The following is a 14,529-nucleotide window of genomic DNA, read 5'->3' as shown; positions in this document are numbered from 1 at the left end:
CGCTCCCTCCGCTACCACCCGTCGCCAACCTCCGTCTACCTGTCAACTCTGACAGTAGTCAGCGCTGCCTTCCCGCGGTTTCATAGCACCACACTGCGTACAGGTTGTAAGAGATGCAGAGGGAGCAGTGATGGAAGCGGTAACAGGTACGATCAAATCTTATTGCCGAAAAAACGGACAAGGCGTGATTGCCCTTGATGACGGTGGCGAGCCGGTGCTGGTCGATCTCAAGAGTACGGCCGGAATTTTGCTGAAAACGGGGCAGCGGGTGAGATTTGCGAGGATCCATCGTCCCGCAGGTATTTTTGCGTCCAACATCACAATTATCTAGCGACCCTGGGGCGTCGAACCAGAGTTCAGGAGGGCGGCAATGGCGACAGGTACTGTTAAGTGGTTTAACGACAGTAAGGGGTTTGGTTTTATTACTCAGGACGATAACGGCGCTGAAGTGTTCGTCCACTTTTCGGCAATTCAGGGCGACGGGTTCAAGACGCTCACGGAGAACCAAAAAGTGGAGTTCGAGGTTGAGAAAGGCCTGAAAGGGCCCCAGGCTGTGAATGTGCGCGTTGCGTGAAGATTCACTTGATCGTTCCCACCTGCGGGAACGATCTCTTATCTGATGTTCTGCCTAGAATTTGCCGGGTTCTGACTCGGGCGGCGGCCCCATGTCATCCAGCGCTCGCTCAGCCAACAACCGCGATACCTCAATCAACTGCGCAATGCCCAGTGCGCCTTCTCGCCGCGCCCCTTCCAGATCAAAGGCGAAGTCGCAGGCCAGCGCGTGGGCGGACGCCAGGGTTTCGGTGAGGTTGACCAGCAGGTCTTCGGTGCTGATGCCGTCGATGACGGTGAAGAGCGCGGTGGGGGAATTTTGTGTGGTTTTGGACATGGCGTCGCTCCTTGGAAAGGAATAAGAGTTCTCCTTGATATTGCGAGCCGCGACGCCCGACCACTGCATTTGCAGCGGTGTACGGAGACTAGAGAGCGCGTTTCCTAGGGCCAACCTTAAAACCCTGTCGGAAATTTTCTTGGTGGCGGCGAGTTCACACAGATCCAAATGTGGGAGCGGGCTTGCTCGCGAAGGCGATGTGTCAGTCGGCAATGTACTCGCTGAACCAGCGCCTTCGGGAGCAAGCTCGCTCCCACATTTGGATGGATTTACCCCCGCTAAGCGCGGTCGCTTTTGCGCTCATCTGAGCCTCAGAGCAAAAGTTGGAAGGCTTCTTGCAATACCGCCTTCAGGACGCTCTCCAGCGTCAAAACTTTGCTTCAAGGAACACGAGGAATACCGGTGGTAGATCGCTCTCAAATGCTCAGCACGGCCCGTGGCACCCTGACTGACCTGTCGCGGGGCAATCTGGGTGTGCCGTTGCTGTTGCTGGTGATGCTGGCAATGATGATGTTGCCGATGCCGCCGTTCCTGCTCGACGTCTTCTTCACGTTCAACATTGCCCTGTCTGTCGTGGTGCTGCTGGTCTGTGTGTATGCGCTGCGGCCGCTGGACTTTGCGGTATTCCCGACCATCTTGCTGATTGCGACCCTGCTGCGCCTGGCGCTGAACGTGGCGTCTACGCGGGTGGTGATGCTTCATGGTCAGGACGGCCACGCCGCCGCCGGTAAGGTGATCCAGGCCTTCGGTGAAGTGGTGATTGGCGGTAACTACGTGGTGGGTATCGTGGTGTTTGCGATCCTGATGATCATCAACTTCGTGGTGGTGACCAAGGGCGCCGGGCGGATTTCCGAGGTGAGCGCACGCTTTACCCTCGACGCCATGCCCGGCAAACAGATGGCGATCGACGCCGACCTCAACGCCGGCCTGATCGACCAGAACCAAGCCAAATCCCGTCGCCTGGAAGTGGCCCAGGAAGCCGAGTTCTACGGTTCCATGGACGGTGCCAGCAAATTTGTGCGCGGTGACGCCATCGCCGGCCTGTTGATTCTGTTCATCAACCTGATCGGCGGCATGGCGGTGGGTATCTTCCAACACGGCATGACCTTCGGCGATGCGGGCAAGGTGTACGCCTTGCTGACCATCGGTGACGGTTTAGTGGCGCAATTGCCATCACTGTTGTTATCCACAGCTGCAGCCATCATGGTGACCCGTGCTTCGGGCTCCGAAGACATGGGCAAGCAGATCAGCCGGCAGATGTTCGCCTCGCCCAAGGCGCTGGCAGTGGCGGCCGGCATCATGGCGATCATGGGCATCGTGCCTGGCATGCCGCACGTGTCGTTTCTGAGCATGGCAGCCATGGCCGCTGGTGGCGCCTACCTGTTCTGGCGCAAGCAAAACCAGGTCAAGGTCCAGGCCCAGCAGGAAATCGCGCGCCAGCAGGAGCTGTTGCCGTCGCCGGCCCGCGCCCAGGAAACCAAGGAGCTTGGCTGGGATGACGTGACCCCGATCGACATGATCGGCCTGGAAGTCGGCTACCGCCTGATCCCGCTGGTCGACCGTAACCAGGGTGGCCAACTGCTCGCGCGGATCAAGGGTGTGCGCAAGAAGCTGTCCCAGGACCTGGGCTTCCTGATGCCCACCGTGCATATTCGCGACAACCTCGACCTGGCGCCCAGCGCCTATCGCCTGACGCTGATGGGTGTGATCCTCGCTGAAGCGGAGATTTACCCCGACCGCGAACTGGCGATCAACCCCGGCCAGGTCTTCGGCACGCTCAACGGCATAACCGCCAAAGATCCGGCTTTTGGCCTGGAAGCGGTGTGGATCGAAGTCAGCCAGCGCAGCCAGGCGCAGTCGTTAGGTTACACCGTGGTCGACGCCAGCACCGTGGTCGCTACCCACCTTAACCAGATCCTCTACAAGCACTCCCACGAGCTGATCGGCCACGAGGAAGTCCAGCAATTGATGGGTTTGCTGGCCAAAGCCTCGCCAAAATTGGCCGAAGAGCTGGTGCCCGGCGTGCTGTCGCTGTCGCAGTTGCTCAAGGTGTTGCAGGCATTGCTCGCCGAACAGGTGCCGGTGCGCGACATTCGCAGCATCGCCGAGGCCATCGCGAATAATGCCGCCAAGAGTCAAGATACTGCCGCTTTGGTGGCCGCGGTGCGCGTCGGGTTGTCCCGTGCAATCGTGCAAAGCATTGTAGGGGTTGAGTCTGAGCTGCCTGTTATCACCTTGGAGCCAAGGTTGGAACAAATATTGCTCAATAGTATTCAGAAGGCAGGACAAGGCCAGGAAGAGGGCGTTCTGCTGGAGCCAAGCATGGCTGAAAAACTGCAGCGTTCGTTGATCGAAGCCGCACAGCGTCAGGAAATGGCGGGTCACCCAGTGATTCTGCTGGTGGCGGGCCCGGTCCGAGCGATGTTGTCGCGGTTTGGACGTCTGGCAGTGCCGAATTTGCACGTTTTGGCTTATCAGGAAATTCCTGACAACAAGCAAGTGACTATTGTCGCGACAGTAGGGCCCAACGGCTGAGGTAGTGGGATATGCAAGTTAAGCGTTTTTTCGCCGCCGATATGCGTCAGGCCATGAAACTGGTACGTGATGAGCTGGGCGCCGATGCCGCGATTATCGGAAACCGTCGTATTGCCGGCGGCGTCGAGCTGACGGCTGCCCTGGATTACACCCCCTCGGCGCTGGCGCCGCGCGTACCGAACATGGAGCTTGAGGACGAGCTGCGCAAGACCGCTTCGCGGATTGTCTCGGCCCAGGCTGAGCTGAGCATGCGTGGCGACAGCGACTCCAGCAACAGTCGCCAGTTGTTCGCCGGCCTGCCGCTGACCGCCGCCGAACCGCTGGTTGAGCCGACGTTCAAAGAACCGCCGCGTCCTGCCGCGCCAGCCCCGGCTGCTGCAGTTGACCAGCGCGTGTTTGATTCGATGCGCTTTGAACTCAATGGCCTGCGTGAGCTGCTCGAAGTGCAGCTGGGCTCGCTGGCCTGGAACCAACTGCAAGGCAGCAAACCGCACCAGGCCAACCTGTGGCGTCGCCTGCAACGTATCGGCCTGTCCGGCCCGTTGTCCCGCGACCTGTTGGCACTGACCGCTGAAGTCGAAGAACCTCGCCAGGCCTGGCGCATGTTGCTGGCGCACCTGGCACGCATGATCGCCACCCCGGAAATCGAACCGCTGGAAGAGGGCGGTGTGATCGCCATGGTCGGCCCGGCCGGCATGGGCAAGACCACCACCCTGGCCAAGCTGGCCGCGCGTTATGTGCTCAAGTACGGCGCGCAGAATATCGCGCTGGTGAGCATGGACAGCTACCGTATTGGCGCTCAGGAACAGCTTAAGACCCTGGGCCGTATCCTCAACGTGTCGGTGACCCACGTCGACGCAGGCCAGTCCCTGGCCAATGCGCTCGACCCGTTGCTGCGCAAGCGCGTGGTGCTGATCGACACGGCTGGCCTGCAAGCCAGTGACCCGGCATTGCGCATGCAGTTGGAAAGCCTGGCGGGACGTGGCATCAAGTCAAAAAATTACCTGGTGCTTGCAACCACCAGCCAGAAACAGGTTCTTACCGCTGCCTACCACAGCTATAAACGTTGCGGCCTGGCGGGTTGCATTCTGACCAAGCTTGACGAAACTGCGAGCCTGGGTGAAGTGTTGAGCCTGGCTATCAGTCATGAATTACCGGTTGCCTACCTGACCGACGGGCCGCGGATCCCGGATGATTTACATCTGCCGCGCCGTCATCAGTTGGTCAGCCGTGCTGTCAGCGTGCAAATGCAAGAAGAGCCTAGCGAGGAAGCGATGGCCGACATGTTCGCCGACCTTTACCACAACCCCGCAAAACGGGTGGGTTGAAGGGCAGGATGAACACCGTGAAAAGTATCTACATCGATGGTCTGCAAGCGATTCACGCGGCCAAGCCATGTAGCCTGCGTCTAAGCAAGACAAGGTAAAGAAATAAAATGGGCAGCATGCATCCCGTACAGGTGATCGCGGTGACCGGCGGCAAAGGTGGCGTCGGAAAAACTAACGTGTCAGTGAATTTGTCCCTGGCCCTGGCAGAGCTTGGCCGTCGCGTCATGCTGCTGGATGCTGACCTGGGGCTGGCGAACGTCGACGTTCTGCTGGGGCTGACACCCAAACACACCCTTGCCGATGTGATCGAGGGCCGCTGCGAGCTGCGCGATGTGCTGCTGCAAGGCCCCGGTGGCATTCGCATCGTGCCGGCGGCCTCGGGCACCCAGAGCATGGTGCATCTGAGCCCGGCGCAGCACGCCGGCTTGATCCAGGCGTTCAGTGACATCGGCGACAACCTCGACGTGCTGGTGATCGACACCGCCGCCGGGATCGGCGAGTCCGTGGTCAGCTTCGTGCGCGCCGCCCAGGAAGTGCTGCTGGTGGTCTGCGATGAGCCCACCTCCATCACCGACGCCTACGCCCTGATCAAACTGCTCAATCGTGACTACGGCATGAACCGCTTCCGGGTGCTGGCCAACATGGCCCAAAGCCCGCAGGAAGGGCGAAACCTGTTCGCCAAGTTGACCAAGGTCACGGATCGTTTCCTCGATGTCGCCTTACAATACGTCGGCGCAGTTCCCTATGACGAGTGTGTGCGCAAGGCTGTGCAAAAGCAGCGTGCAGTCTATGAAGCATTCCCTCGTTCGAAGTGCGCATTGGCGTTCAAGGCAATTGCCCAGAAGGTCGATACTTGGCCGTTGCCCGCCAACCCGCGTGGGCATCTGGAGTTTTTCGTCGAGCGATTGGTGCATCAGACGAGCGCAGGACCGGTGCTATGACAGCCAGCGGCTATAACCTTTACAAAAACTCGGCGCGTGACAGCCAGGGCGAATTGATCGAGCGCTATGCGCCCCTGGTCAAGCGCATTGCCTATCACTTGCTGGCGCGCCTGCCTGCCAGTGTGCAGGTTGAAGACCTTATCCAGGCCGGTATGATCGGCCTGCTCGAAGTGTCGACCAAATACGACGCGAGCAAAGGTGCGAGTTTCGAGACGTACGCGGGTATCCGTATCCGTGGTGCGATGCTCGATGAAGTGCGTAAAGGGGATTGGGCGCCGCGTTCGGTACACCGCAACACGCGAATGGTCAGTGACGCAATTCGTGCAATTGAAGCAAAAACCGGTCGTGACGCTAAAGATCATGAAGTTGCGGCCGAACTCCAATTGAGTCTCGACGATTATTACGGGATTTTGAACGATACCTTGGGCAGCCGCCTGTTCAGTTTCGACGACCTGTTGCAGGACGGCGAACACGAAGGGCTGCACGAGGACGGCGCGAGTGCACATCTCGAACCGTCGCGCGACCTGGAAGATGAGCGTTTCCAGGGGGCGTTGGCGGAAGCGATTGCCAATTTGCCCGAGCGTGAGCGACTGGTGTTGGCGCTGTACTACGACGAAGAGCTGAACCTCAAGGAAATCGGTGAGGTCCTGGGGGTCAGCGAATCGCGTGTCAGCCAGCTGCATAGCCAGTGCGCAGCCCGCTTGCGGGGGCGATTGGGAGAGTGGCGCGCGCGCTGACAGGCAGTGTGGGGATACTGCAGCGCAATTAGGCGAAGGGTGAAGAGCCTTTCGCGGGTTCGTTCCGTGGTACCCCTGGCAGTCCTTTTTGTGTAACGCCTGTTGATTGAAATGGCGCGTCCAGGTGCTGGGCGCGTTTAAGACTGCTTGGAGGTCGAATTGGACAAGAACATGAAAATCCTCATCGTTGATGACTTCTCAACGATGCGGCGGATCATAAAAAACCTGTTGCGTGACCTTGGGTTCACCAACACGGTCGAGGCGGATGACGGCCTGACGGCGATTCCGATCCTCAACAGCGGGAGCATCGACTTTCTGGTAACCGACTGGAACATGCCGGGCATGACCGGCATCGACTTGCTGCGTCACGTGCGCGCCGATGAAAAACTGCGCAGCCTGCCTGTGCTGATGGTGACCGCCGAAGCCAAGCGTGAACAGATCATCGAAGCCGCCCAAGCCGGGGTTAACGGTTACGTGGTTAAGCCATTCACTGCGTTGGCCTTGAAAGAGAAGATCGAAAAAATCTTCGAACGCATCCACGGCTGATGCCACCACGGGGGAGCTATGGAGCATAAAGAATCATCGCAGGCTGACTTTGAGTCGACCCTGAAAAAGCATGCTCACCAGTTGGTCGAAAGCCTTGAAAGAGGCCAGTTCGGCGACGCGGTGCAGTTGATCCATGAGCTTAACCAGACCCGTGACCGCGGCCTGTACCAGGAAGTGGGCAAGCTCACACGCGAGCTGCACAGTGCAATCGTCAATTTTCAGATTGACCCGCACATGCCCCAGGCCGAAGAAATCTCGCAAATCACCGATGCCACCGAACGCCTGTCCTATGTGGTCAGGCTGACTGAGGCGGCGGCCAACCGCACCATGGACCTGGTGGAAAACGCCACGCCCCTGGTCAATGGCATGGCGACCGAAGCGCAGGCCCTCAGCGTTGACTGGGGCCGTTTCATGCGTCGGGAAGTGGGGGCCGAGGAGTTTCGTGAGTTGGCGCGGCGGGTCGACGCTTTTCTGTCGCGCAGCGACGAGGAAAACCGCACGGTTGCCAGCAACCTCAATGACATTCTGCTGGCCCAGGATTACCAGGACCTCACCGGTCAGGTGATCAAGCGCGTGACCCAATTGGTCACCGAAGTGGAAAGCAACTTGCTCAAATTGGTGCTCATGGCTGGCCAAGTTGATCGTTTTGCCGGCATCGAACATGACCGCGAAGCGATCCTCTCGGAAAAAGATCCACAAAAACATCTCGCCAAGGGTGAAGGTCCGCAGATTCATGCCGATAAACGTGAAGACGTTATGTCAGGTCAGGATGACGTAGATGACCTGTTATCCAGTTTAGGCTTCTAAGGAGCACCCACATGAGCTTCGGCGCCGATGAAGAAATCCTTCAGGATTTCCTTGTAGAGGCCGGCGAAATTTTAGAGCAACTGTCCGAACAACTGGTCGAGCTGGAAAGCCGCCCGGATGATGCGAACCTGCTCAATGCAATTTTTCGCGGTTTTCACACTGTAAAAGGGGGCGCCGGCTTCCTCCAGCTCCATGAGCTGGTGGAGTGCTGTCACATCGCCGAGAACGTATTCGACATCCTGCGCAAGGGTGAGCGGCACGTCGACTCGGAACTGATGGACGTGATTCTCGAAGCACTGGATGCGGTCAACGGCATGTTCAGTGAAGTGCGCGAACGTGCACCGATCACCGCCGCCACGCCGGAACTGCTGGCCGCCCTGGCGCGCCTGGCAGAACCTGCCGACACCTCGGTTGCGCCGGTGGTGGAAGCAGCGCCTGTGGCCGAACCGGAACCGGAAGCGGACGTGACGGACAGCGAGTTCGAGCAGTTGCTCAACTCCCTCAGTGCGGTGAAGGCTGAAGCTGAAGCCCCCCAAGCAGTCGCGCCGCCTGCAACGCCGACCAGCGAAGACATTACCGACGCTGAATTCGAGTCCCTGCTCGACCAGTTGCATGGCAAAGGCCAGTTCGCTGCCGATGCCGTGGCACCTGCGGCTACGCCGCAGGCTCCGGCTGCCAGCGCCAGCACCGACATTACCGACGACGAATTTGAGGCATTGCTCGACCAGTTGCATGGCAAAGGCACCTTTGCGGCCGAAGCTTTGCCGGAAGTCGCGGCCACGGCCACGGCCACGGCCTCGGCGGCCGCTGCCGTGCCTGCCACGCCTGCCACACCTGCCGCCGCCAGCGCAGAACCTGCCGCTGACGGGCTGATTTCCGATCACGAATTCGAAGCCTTGTTGGACGAATTGCACGGCAAGGGCAAGTTCTCCGAAGTGCCCCCGGCTGCTGCGGCGACCGCCACCCCAGTGGCGGCCAAACCTGCGCCTGCCAAACCTGCCGCACCGGCGGCCGCCAAACCTGCTCCAGCGCCTGCAGCCGCCCCGGCGCCTGCACGTGCCGCAGCGGCACCGGTGGCCGAGAAACCGGCCAGTGAAGCCGAAACCACCGTGCGCGTGGATACCGCGCGCCTGGACGACATCATGAACATGGTCGGCGAACTGGTACTGGTGCGTAACCGCCTGGTGCGCCTGGGCCTGAACAGCGGCGATGAGGCCATGCAGAAGGCCGTGTCGAACCTCGACGTGGTCACTGCCGACTTGCAGACCGCAGTGATGAAAACGCGGATGCAGCCGATCAAGAAAGTCTTCGGCCGCTTCCCGCGCCTGGTTCGCGACCTGGCTCGCCAGCTCAAGAAAGAAATCAACCTGGAACTGGTGGGTGAAGAAACCGACCTCGACAAAAACCTTGTCGAGGCCCTGGCCGACCCGCTGGTCCACTTGGTGCGCAACGCTGTCGACCACGGCGTCGAAACCCCGGAAGAGCGCGAAGCCTCGGGCAAGTCCCGCAACGGCAAGGTGATTCTGGCGGCGGAGCAAGAAGGCGACCACATCCTGCTGTCGATTACCGATGACGGCAAAGGCATGGACCCGGCGATTCTGCGCAATATCGCCGTCAAACGTGGCGTGATGGACAAGGACGCCGCCGACCGCCTGACCGACACTGAGTGCTACAACCTGATCTTCGCCCCGGGCTTCTCGACCAAGACCGAGATTTCCGACGTGTCCGGGCGTGGCGTCGGCATGGACGTGGTGAAGACCAAGATCAGCCAGCTCAACGGCTCGATCAATATCTACTCGACCAAGGGCCAGGGCTCCAAGATCGTCATCAAGGTGCCGTTGACCTTGGCGATCATGCCGACCCTGATGGTGATGCTGGGCAACCAGGCGTTCGCTTTCCCGCTGGTCAACGTCAACGAAATCTTCCACCTCGACCTGTCGCGCACCAACGTGGTGGACGGCCAGGAAGTGGTGATCGTACGCGACAAGGCGTTGCCACTGTTCTACCTCAAGCGCTGGCTGGTGGCATCGGCCAAGCATGAAGAGCAGCGCGAAGGCCATGTGGTGATTCTCTCCGTGGGCACCCAGCGAATCGGCTTTGTCGTCGATCAACTGGTCGGCCAGGAAGAAGTGGTCATCAAGCCTTTGGGCAAAATGCTGCAGGGAACCCCGGGCATGTCGGGTGCGACCATCACCGGTGACGGTCGGATCGCGCTGATTCTCGATGTTCCGAGCATGCTCAAGCGTTACGCCGCACGGCGTATTTGATTCTGGCGGGGCAGGGCGGTTTGCCCGCCCCGCCTAACGGAGTGTTTATGGCAGTCAAGGTCCTGGTGGTGGACGATTCGGGTTTCTTCCGCCGCCGCGTCTCGGAAATTCTTTCCGCCGATCCAACCATCCAGGTGGTCGGCACGGCCACCAACGGCAAAGAGGCGATTGATCAGGCCATTGCGTTGAAACCGGACGTGATCACCATGGACTACGAGATGCCGATGATGGATGGCATCACGGCTGTTCGGCACATCATGCAGCGCTGCCCCACCCCGGTGTTGATGTTCTCCTCACTGACTCATGAAGGCGCCCGGGTCACCCTGGATGCGCTGGACGCCGGTGCGGTGGACTTCCTGCCGAAGAATTTCGAAGACATCTCGCGCAACCCCGAGAAGGTCAAACAGATGCTGTGCGAAAAGGTGCACAGCATTTCGCGCAGTAACCGCCGCAGCCTGTTCAGCGCGCCCACGCCTGCACCGGTTGCGGCGCCGGCGGCGTCCACTGCGCCGACGTCGTCGTTTGCGCGCCCGGCGCCTGCGCCAGTGGCACGCCCTGCAGTGGCGCCGGTGCGTGCTGCGGCGCCGAGTGCGCATTCACCGGCGCCCAAGCGCAAGGCCTACAAGCTGGTGGCCATCGGCACATCCACCGGCGGCCCGGTGGCGTTGCAGCGGGTGTTGACCCAGTTGCCGGCGAATTTTCCGGCGCCGATCGTGTTGATCCAGCATATGCCGGCGGCCTTCACCAAGGCTTTCGCCGAGCGCCTGGACAAACTGTGCCGCATCACCGTCAAGGAAGCCGAGGACGGTGACATCCTGCGTCCCGGCCTGGCATTGCTGGCCCCGGGCGGCAAGCAGATGATGGTTGATGGCCGTGGCGCGATCAAAATCCTGCCGGGTGACGAGCGCCTGAATTACAAACCATGTGTGGACATCACCTTCGGTTCGGCGGCCAAGTCCTACGGCGACAAAGTTCTGGCGGTGGTGCTTACCGGCATGGGCGCCGACGGCCGTGAAGGTGCGCGCCTGCTCAAGCAGGGCGGCAGTGCGATCTGGGCCCAGGACGAGGCCAGCTGCGTGATCTATGGCATGCCCATGGCGATCGTCAAAGCGGACCTGGCCGACGCCGTGTATAGCCTGGACGATATCGGCAAGCATCTGGTGGAGGCCTGCCTCTGATGGATGTATTGAGCCTGATTGGCATCATCATGGCATTTGTCGCAATTATCGGCGGCAACTACCTCGAAGGCGGCCACTTAGGCGCCTTGGCCAACGGCCCGGCTGCACTGATCGTGATTGGCGGCACGGTGGGCGCTGCGTTGTTGCAGTCGCCCATGAGTTCGTTCAAGCGTGCGATGCAAATCCTGATCTGGATTATTTTCCCGCCGCGCGTTGACCTGCCCGGTGGTATCGACCGTGTGGTCAACTGGAGCCTCACCGCCCGCAAGGAAGGCCTGCTGGGCCTGGAAGGCGTGGCCGATGCCGAGCCCGACAGCTACGCGCGCAAGGGCCTGCAATTGCTGGTGGATGGCGCTGAGCCGGAAGCGATTCGCAGCATCCTGGAGGTGGATTTTCTGACCCAGGAAAGCCGCGACATCAACGCCGCCAAAGTCTTTGAAAGCATGGGCGGCTATGCGCCGACCATCGGTATCATCGGTGCGGTGATGGGCCTGATCCATGTAATGGGCAACCTGGCCGACCCGTCGCAGTTGGGCAGCGGCATTGCCGTGGCGTTTGTGGCTACCATCTATGGTGTGGCGAGTGCCAACCTGGTGTTGTTGCCGGTGGCGAGCAAGCTCAAGTCGATTGCCATGCGCCAGTCGCGTTACCGCGAGATGTTGCTTGAAGGTCTGTTGTCGATTGCCGAGGGTGAAAACCCGCGCTCCATCGAATTGAAGCTCCAGGGCTTCATGGACTGATGGGAGGTAGTGAGTGTGAGCCGTCGCCGTCGCGAGCCTGAAGAACACGTCAATCATGAACGCTGGCTGGTGTCCTACGCGGACTTCATCACCTTGTTGTTCGCGTTTTTCGTGGTGATGTATTCCATCTCGTCGATCAACGAAGGCAAGTACAAAGTCATTTCCCAGGCCCTGATCGGCGTGTTCAACGACGCCGACCGTGCCCTGAAACCGATTCCGATTGGCGAAGAGCGGCCCAAGACCGTGACCCCGGCCAAGCCGCTGGTCAACGACAGCGATGAAACCGCCGCCGGCATTGGTGGCACCAGTGACCCGCTGAAAAGTATTGCCGATGACATCAGCGCTGCCTTTGGCGACCTGATCAAATCCAACCAGATGACCGTGCGCGGCAACGAGTTATGGGTCGAAATCGAGCTGAACTCCAGCCTGCTGTTCGCCAGCGCCGACGCATTGCCGAGCGACCAGGCGTTCACCATCATCGACAAGGTCGCGGCGATCCTCAAACCGTTTGAAAACCCGATTCACGTCGAAGGCTTTACCGACAACTTCCCGATCAGCACCGCGCAGTACCCGACCAACTGGGAACTGTCGTCGGCCCGGGCGTCGAGCATCGTGCGGATGCTCGCGATGCAGGGCATAAACCCTGGGCGCCTGGCGTCGGTGGGCTATGGTGAATTCCAGCCGGTGGCCAATAACGCCACCGCCGAAGGCCGGGCGCGCAACCGTCGTGTGGTGCTGGTGGTGTCGCGCAACCTGGATGTACGCCGCAGCCTGACCGGCACCGGTACTGCCAATGCAACTCCGGATGCGGCCTTGAAGCGGGCTGGCACACAAACTGCACCGCCAACCGTTAAGCCGCCGGTTCGTCAGAGCGCCGTCAATTCTCCGTCGCCGGCTCAATAATTTTATGCAATGTCTCGGTCGCGCCATCGCCTGCCGGGAGGAACCAACCGAATGAGAGTCTGGGCAGTTGCCAATCAAAAAGGTGGAGTCGGCAAGACGACCACCTCCATCGCCTTAGCCGGTTTGCTGGCCGAGGCGGGCAAGCGTGTGGTCGTGGTTGACCTGGACCCCCATGGTTCCATGACCAGCTATTTCGGCTACGATCCGGACGCGCTGGAACACAGCTGCTACGACCTGTTCCTGCACAAGGGCAGCGTGCCGAGCGATTTGCCCGGGCAACTGTTGCTGCCCACCAGTAACGAAAGCATCTCGCTGCTGCCGTCGAGCACCGCCCTGGCCACCCTTGAGCGCCAGTCGCCGGGGCAGAGCGGCTTGGGCCTGGTGATCGCCAAGACACTGGCGCAGCTGTGGCAAGACTTCGATTACGCGATCATCGACAGCCCGCCGCTGCTGGGTGTGCTAATGGTCAATGCGTTGGCCGCCAGCCAGCAGTTGGTGATCCCTGTGCAAACCGAGCATCTGGCGGTCAAAGGCCTGGAGCGCATGGTCAGCACCCTGGCGATGATCAACCGTTCGCGCAAACAGGCGCTGCCATACAGCATCGTGCCGACCTTGTTCGACCGGCGCACCCAGGCGTCCCTTGGCACTTTGCGTGTGTTGCGTGACGCTTACCCGGACACCATTTGGCAAGGCTACATTCCAGTCGACACGCGCCTGCGTGACGCGAGCCGTGCAGGCCTGACGCCTTCGCAGTTCGACGGCAAAAGCCGCGGCGTGCTGGCCTACCGCGCATTGCTCAAGCATCTGCTGTCGCAGCAGCTTGTGGCGCAGGTGGCGTGATGAACCGTCCTGTCAAACTCAAGACCCGGCCGCAACTGGCACTTGAATCCTACCTGGATGCCCTGCTGCAGGATGCGACCGAGGAGGAGCTGCCGGAACCGATTCTGGTCCTTGAACCGGCCGTAGAAGCAGAAAGCACGCTGGATGAATTTCAACTGGCGGTGCTCGAAGAGCAGGCGCGTGATGCCCATGTTGTGGTCGCCCCGGTTGTCGTGCCGCTGGAGCCGGTCGCACCAGCAGTGGTCGCTCCCGCGGTGGTGGCGCCGGTGGTGGTCGAGCCGGTGGTGGAAGTCCACCTGCCGCCGAGCATCACGCCGCCGCCGGTGACCGGTGATGATCGCCCGTCATGGGCCGCCGAGCCGTTCGAATGTTTGCTGTTCGACGTCGCCGGGTTGACGCTCGCGGTGCCACTGGTGTGCCTGGGTTCGATCTATTCTCTTGAGGGCCAGGAGCTGACACCGCTGTTCGGGCAACCGGAGTGGTTCCTGGGCATTCTGCCCAGTCAGGCCGGCAACCTTAAGGTGCTGGACACCGCGCGCTGGGTGATGCCCGACCGCTACCGCGATGACTTCCGCCAGGGTTTGCAGTACGTGATCTCGGTGCAGGGCTACGAGTGGGGGCTGGCGGTGCATCAAGTCAGCCGCTCATTGCGCCTGGACCCGAACGAAATCAAATGGCGCAGCCACCGAGGCCAGCGGCCTTGGTTGGCGGGCACCGTAATTGAGCACATGTGCGCGTTGCTCGACGTCGCCGAACTGGCCGAGTTGATCGCCAGTGGCGCCGTCAAGACGATGCCGCAGAACAAACGCAGTTGATTG

At 60.6% G+C, this 14,529-nt stretch carries 15 protein-coding genes; 14 read left to right on the top strand and 1 reads right to left on the bottom strand.

Annotated elements, in window-relative coordinates; translation table 11 throughout:
- The first annotated feature begins 130 nt into the window (after window positions 1–130).
- Together A7D21_RS03180 and A7D21_RS03175 are read left to right on the top strand one after the other, a co-directional pair.
- Window positions 131–331, top strand: coding sequence for a cold shock domain-containing protein (locus tag A7D21_RS03180; RefSeq protein WP_069551055.1), 201 nt, complete (start codon window positions 131–133; stop codon window positions 329–331).
- 39 nt (window positions 332–370) lie between these two features.
- The gene (locus A7D21_RS03175; RefSeq protein WP_053257292.1) at window positions 371–574 is read left to right on the top strand and encodes a cold-shock protein; all 204 of its coding nucleotides are present in this window, start codon (window positions 371–373) and stop codon (window positions 572–574) included.
- 54 nt (window positions 575–628) lie between these two features.
- Here the strand turns inward: A7D21_RS03175 and A7D21_RS03170 are convergent, their stop codons facing one another.
- Window positions 629–889, bottom strand: coding sequence for a DUF6124 family protein (locus A7D21_RS03170; protein WP_069551054.1), 261 nt, complete (start codon window positions 887–889; stop codon window positions 629–631).
- A 420-nt stretch (window positions 890–1,309) separates the two neighbouring features.
- On the opposite strand from A7D21_RS03170, the gene flhA reads away from it, so the two are divergent.
- The 12 genes from flhA (at window position 1,310) to A7D21_RS03110 (ending at window position 14,526) form a co-directional block, all read left to right on the top strand.
- Window positions 1,310–3,424: a flagellar biosynthesis protein FlhA gene (flhA, locus tag A7D21_RS03165; RefSeq protein WP_053257290.1), complete on the top strand. Its 2,115-nt coding sequence runs from the start codon at window positions 1,310–1,312 to the stop codon at window positions 3,422–3,424.
- A gap of 11 nt (window positions 3,425–3,435) precedes the next feature.
- Window positions 3,436–4,752, top strand: a complete 1,317-nt coding sequence (gene flhF, locus A7D21_RS03160) for a flagellar biosynthesis protein FlhF (RefSeq protein WP_053257289.1) — start codon at window positions 3,436–3,438, stop codon at window positions 4,750–4,752.
- Window positions 4,753–4,859: 107 nt separating this feature from the next.
- Window positions 4,860–5,693 (top strand): flagellar synthesis regulator FleN, encoded by an 834-nt coding sequence (gene fleN / locus A7D21_RS03155; protein ID WP_003192912.1) that lies wholly within the window; start codon window positions 4,860–4,862, stop codon window positions 5,691–5,693.
- A complete protein-coding gene (gene fliA, locus A7D21_RS03150) occupies window positions 5,690–6,430 on the top strand; it encodes an RNA polymerase sigma factor FliA (protein WP_053257288.1) in 741 nt (246 codons plus the stop codon). The genes fleN and fliA overlap by 4 nt, the downstream gene beginning before the upstream one ends.
- Before the next feature lie 171 nt (window positions 6,431–6,601).
- Window positions 6,602–6,976, top strand: coding sequence for a chemotaxis response regulator CheY (locus tag A7D21_RS03145; RefSeq protein WP_003192908.1), 375 nt, complete (start codon window positions 6,602–6,604; stop codon window positions 6,974–6,976).
- 18 nt (window positions 6,977–6,994) lie between these two features.
- Window positions 6,995–7,783: a protein phosphatase CheZ gene (locus A7D21_RS03140; protein WP_053257287.1), complete on the top strand. Its 789-nt coding sequence runs from the start codon at window positions 6,995–6,997 to the stop codon at window positions 7,781–7,783.
- An 11-nt stretch (window positions 7,784–7,794) separates the two neighbouring features.
- Window positions 7,795–10,050 carry a chemotaxis protein CheA gene (locus tag A7D21_RS03135; protein ID WP_069551053.1) on the top strand — a complete coding sequence of 752 codons (2,256 nt, stop codon included), beginning with the start codon at window positions 7,795–7,797 and terminating at the stop codon, window positions 10,048–10,050.
- A 47-nt stretch (window positions 10,051–10,097) separates the two neighbouring features.
- Window positions 10,098–11,228, top strand: a complete 1,131-nt coding sequence (locus A7D21_RS03130; protein ID WP_069551052.1) for a chemotaxis response regulator protein-glutamate methylesterase — start codon at window positions 10,098–10,100, stop codon at window positions 11,226–11,228.
- The gene (locus tag A7D21_RS03125; RefSeq protein WP_053257284.1) at window positions 11,228–11,968 is read left to right on the top strand and encodes a flagellar motor protein; all 741 of its coding nucleotides are present in this window, start codon (window positions 11,228–11,230) and stop codon (window positions 11,966–11,968) included. The genes A7D21_RS03130 and A7D21_RS03125 overlap by 1 nt, the downstream gene beginning before the upstream one ends.
- A gap of 15 nt (window positions 11,969–11,983) precedes the next feature.
- Complete coding sequence (gene motD / locus A7D21_RS03120) at window positions 11,984–12,871, top strand: flagellar motor protein MotD (RefSeq protein ID WP_053258022.1); 888 nt, start codon at window positions 11,984–11,986, stop codon at window positions 12,869–12,871.
- A gap of 51 nt (window positions 12,872–12,922) precedes the next feature.
- On the top strand, window positions 12,923–13,711 hold the full coding sequence (locus A7D21_RS03115) for a ParA family protein (RefSeq protein WP_053257283.1): 789 nt from the start codon (window positions 12,923–12,925) through the stop codon (window positions 13,709–13,711).
- Complete coding sequence (locus A7D21_RS03110; protein ID WP_069551051.1) at window positions 13,711–14,526, top strand: CheW domain-containing protein; 816 nt, start codon at window positions 13,711–13,713, stop codon at window positions 14,524–14,526. The genes A7D21_RS03115 and A7D21_RS03110 overlap by 1 nt, the downstream gene beginning before the upstream one ends.
- The last annotated feature ends 3 nt before the right edge of the window (window positions 14,527–14,529 follow it).

Source organism: Pseudomonas sp. AP19, from assembly GCF_001728855.1.
Taxonomy (GTDB): Bacteria; Pseudomonadota; Gammaproteobacteria; order Pseudomonadales; family Pseudomonadaceae; genus Aquipseudomonas; species Aquipseudomonas fluorescens.
The sequence above is the reverse complement of the archived record's forward strand: the minus strand, read 5'-3'. Positions and strand labels throughout refer to the sequence as shown.

Coding starts and splice junctions, on each gene's coding strand:
- A7D21_RS03140 (WP_053257287.1), top strand. CDS start 6,995: ATGGAGCATAAAGAATCATCGCAGGCTGACTTTGAGTCGACCCTGAAA.
- A7D21_RS03130 (WP_069551052.1), top strand. CDS start 10,098: ATGGCAGTCAAGGTCCTGGTGGTGGACGATTCGGGTTTCTTCCGCCGC.
- A7D21_RS03125 (WP_053257284.1), top strand. CDS start 11,228: ATGGATGTATTGAGCCTGATTGGCATCATCATGGCATTTGTCGCAATT.
- A7D21_RS03110 (WP_069551051.1), top strand. CDS start 13,711: ATGAACCGTCCTGTCAAACTCAAGACCCGGCCGCAACTGGCACTTGAA.
- A7D21_RS03145 (WP_003192908.1), top strand. CDS start 6,602: ATGAAAATCCTCATCGTTGATGACTTCTCAACGATGCGGCGGATCATA.
- A7D21_RS03180 (WP_069551055.1), top strand. CDS start 131: ATGGAAGCGGTAACAGGTACGATCAAATCTTATTGCCGAAAAAACGGA.
- fleN (WP_003192912.1), top strand. CDS start 4,860: ATGGGCAGCATGCATCCCGTACAGGTGATCGCGGTGACCGGCGGCAAA.
- A7D21_RS03170 (WP_069551054.1), bottom strand. CDS start 889: ATGTCCAAAACCACACAAAATTCCCCCACCGCGCTCTTCACCGTCATC.
- flhA (WP_053257290.1), top strand. CDS start 1,310: ATGCTCAGCACGGCCCGTGGCACCCTGACTGACCTGTCGCGGGGCAAT.
- A7D21_RS03135 (WP_069551053.1), top strand. CDS start 7,795: ATGAGCTTCGGCGCCGATGAAGAAATCCTTCAGGATTTCCTTGTAGAG.
- flhF (WP_053257289.1), top strand. CDS start 3,436: ATGCAAGTTAAGCGTTTTTTCGCCGCCGATATGCGTCAGGCCATGAAA.
- A7D21_RS03175 (WP_053257292.1), top strand. CDS start 371: ATGGCGACAGGTACTGTTAAGTGGTTTAACGACAGTAAGGGGTTTGGT.
- fliA (WP_053257288.1), top strand. CDS start 5,690: ATGACAGCCAGCGGCTATAACCTTTACAAAAACTCGGCGCGTGACAGC.
- A7D21_RS03115 (WP_053257283.1), top strand. CDS start 12,923: ATGAGAGTCTGGGCAGTTGCCAATCAAAAAGGTGGAGTCGGCAAGACG.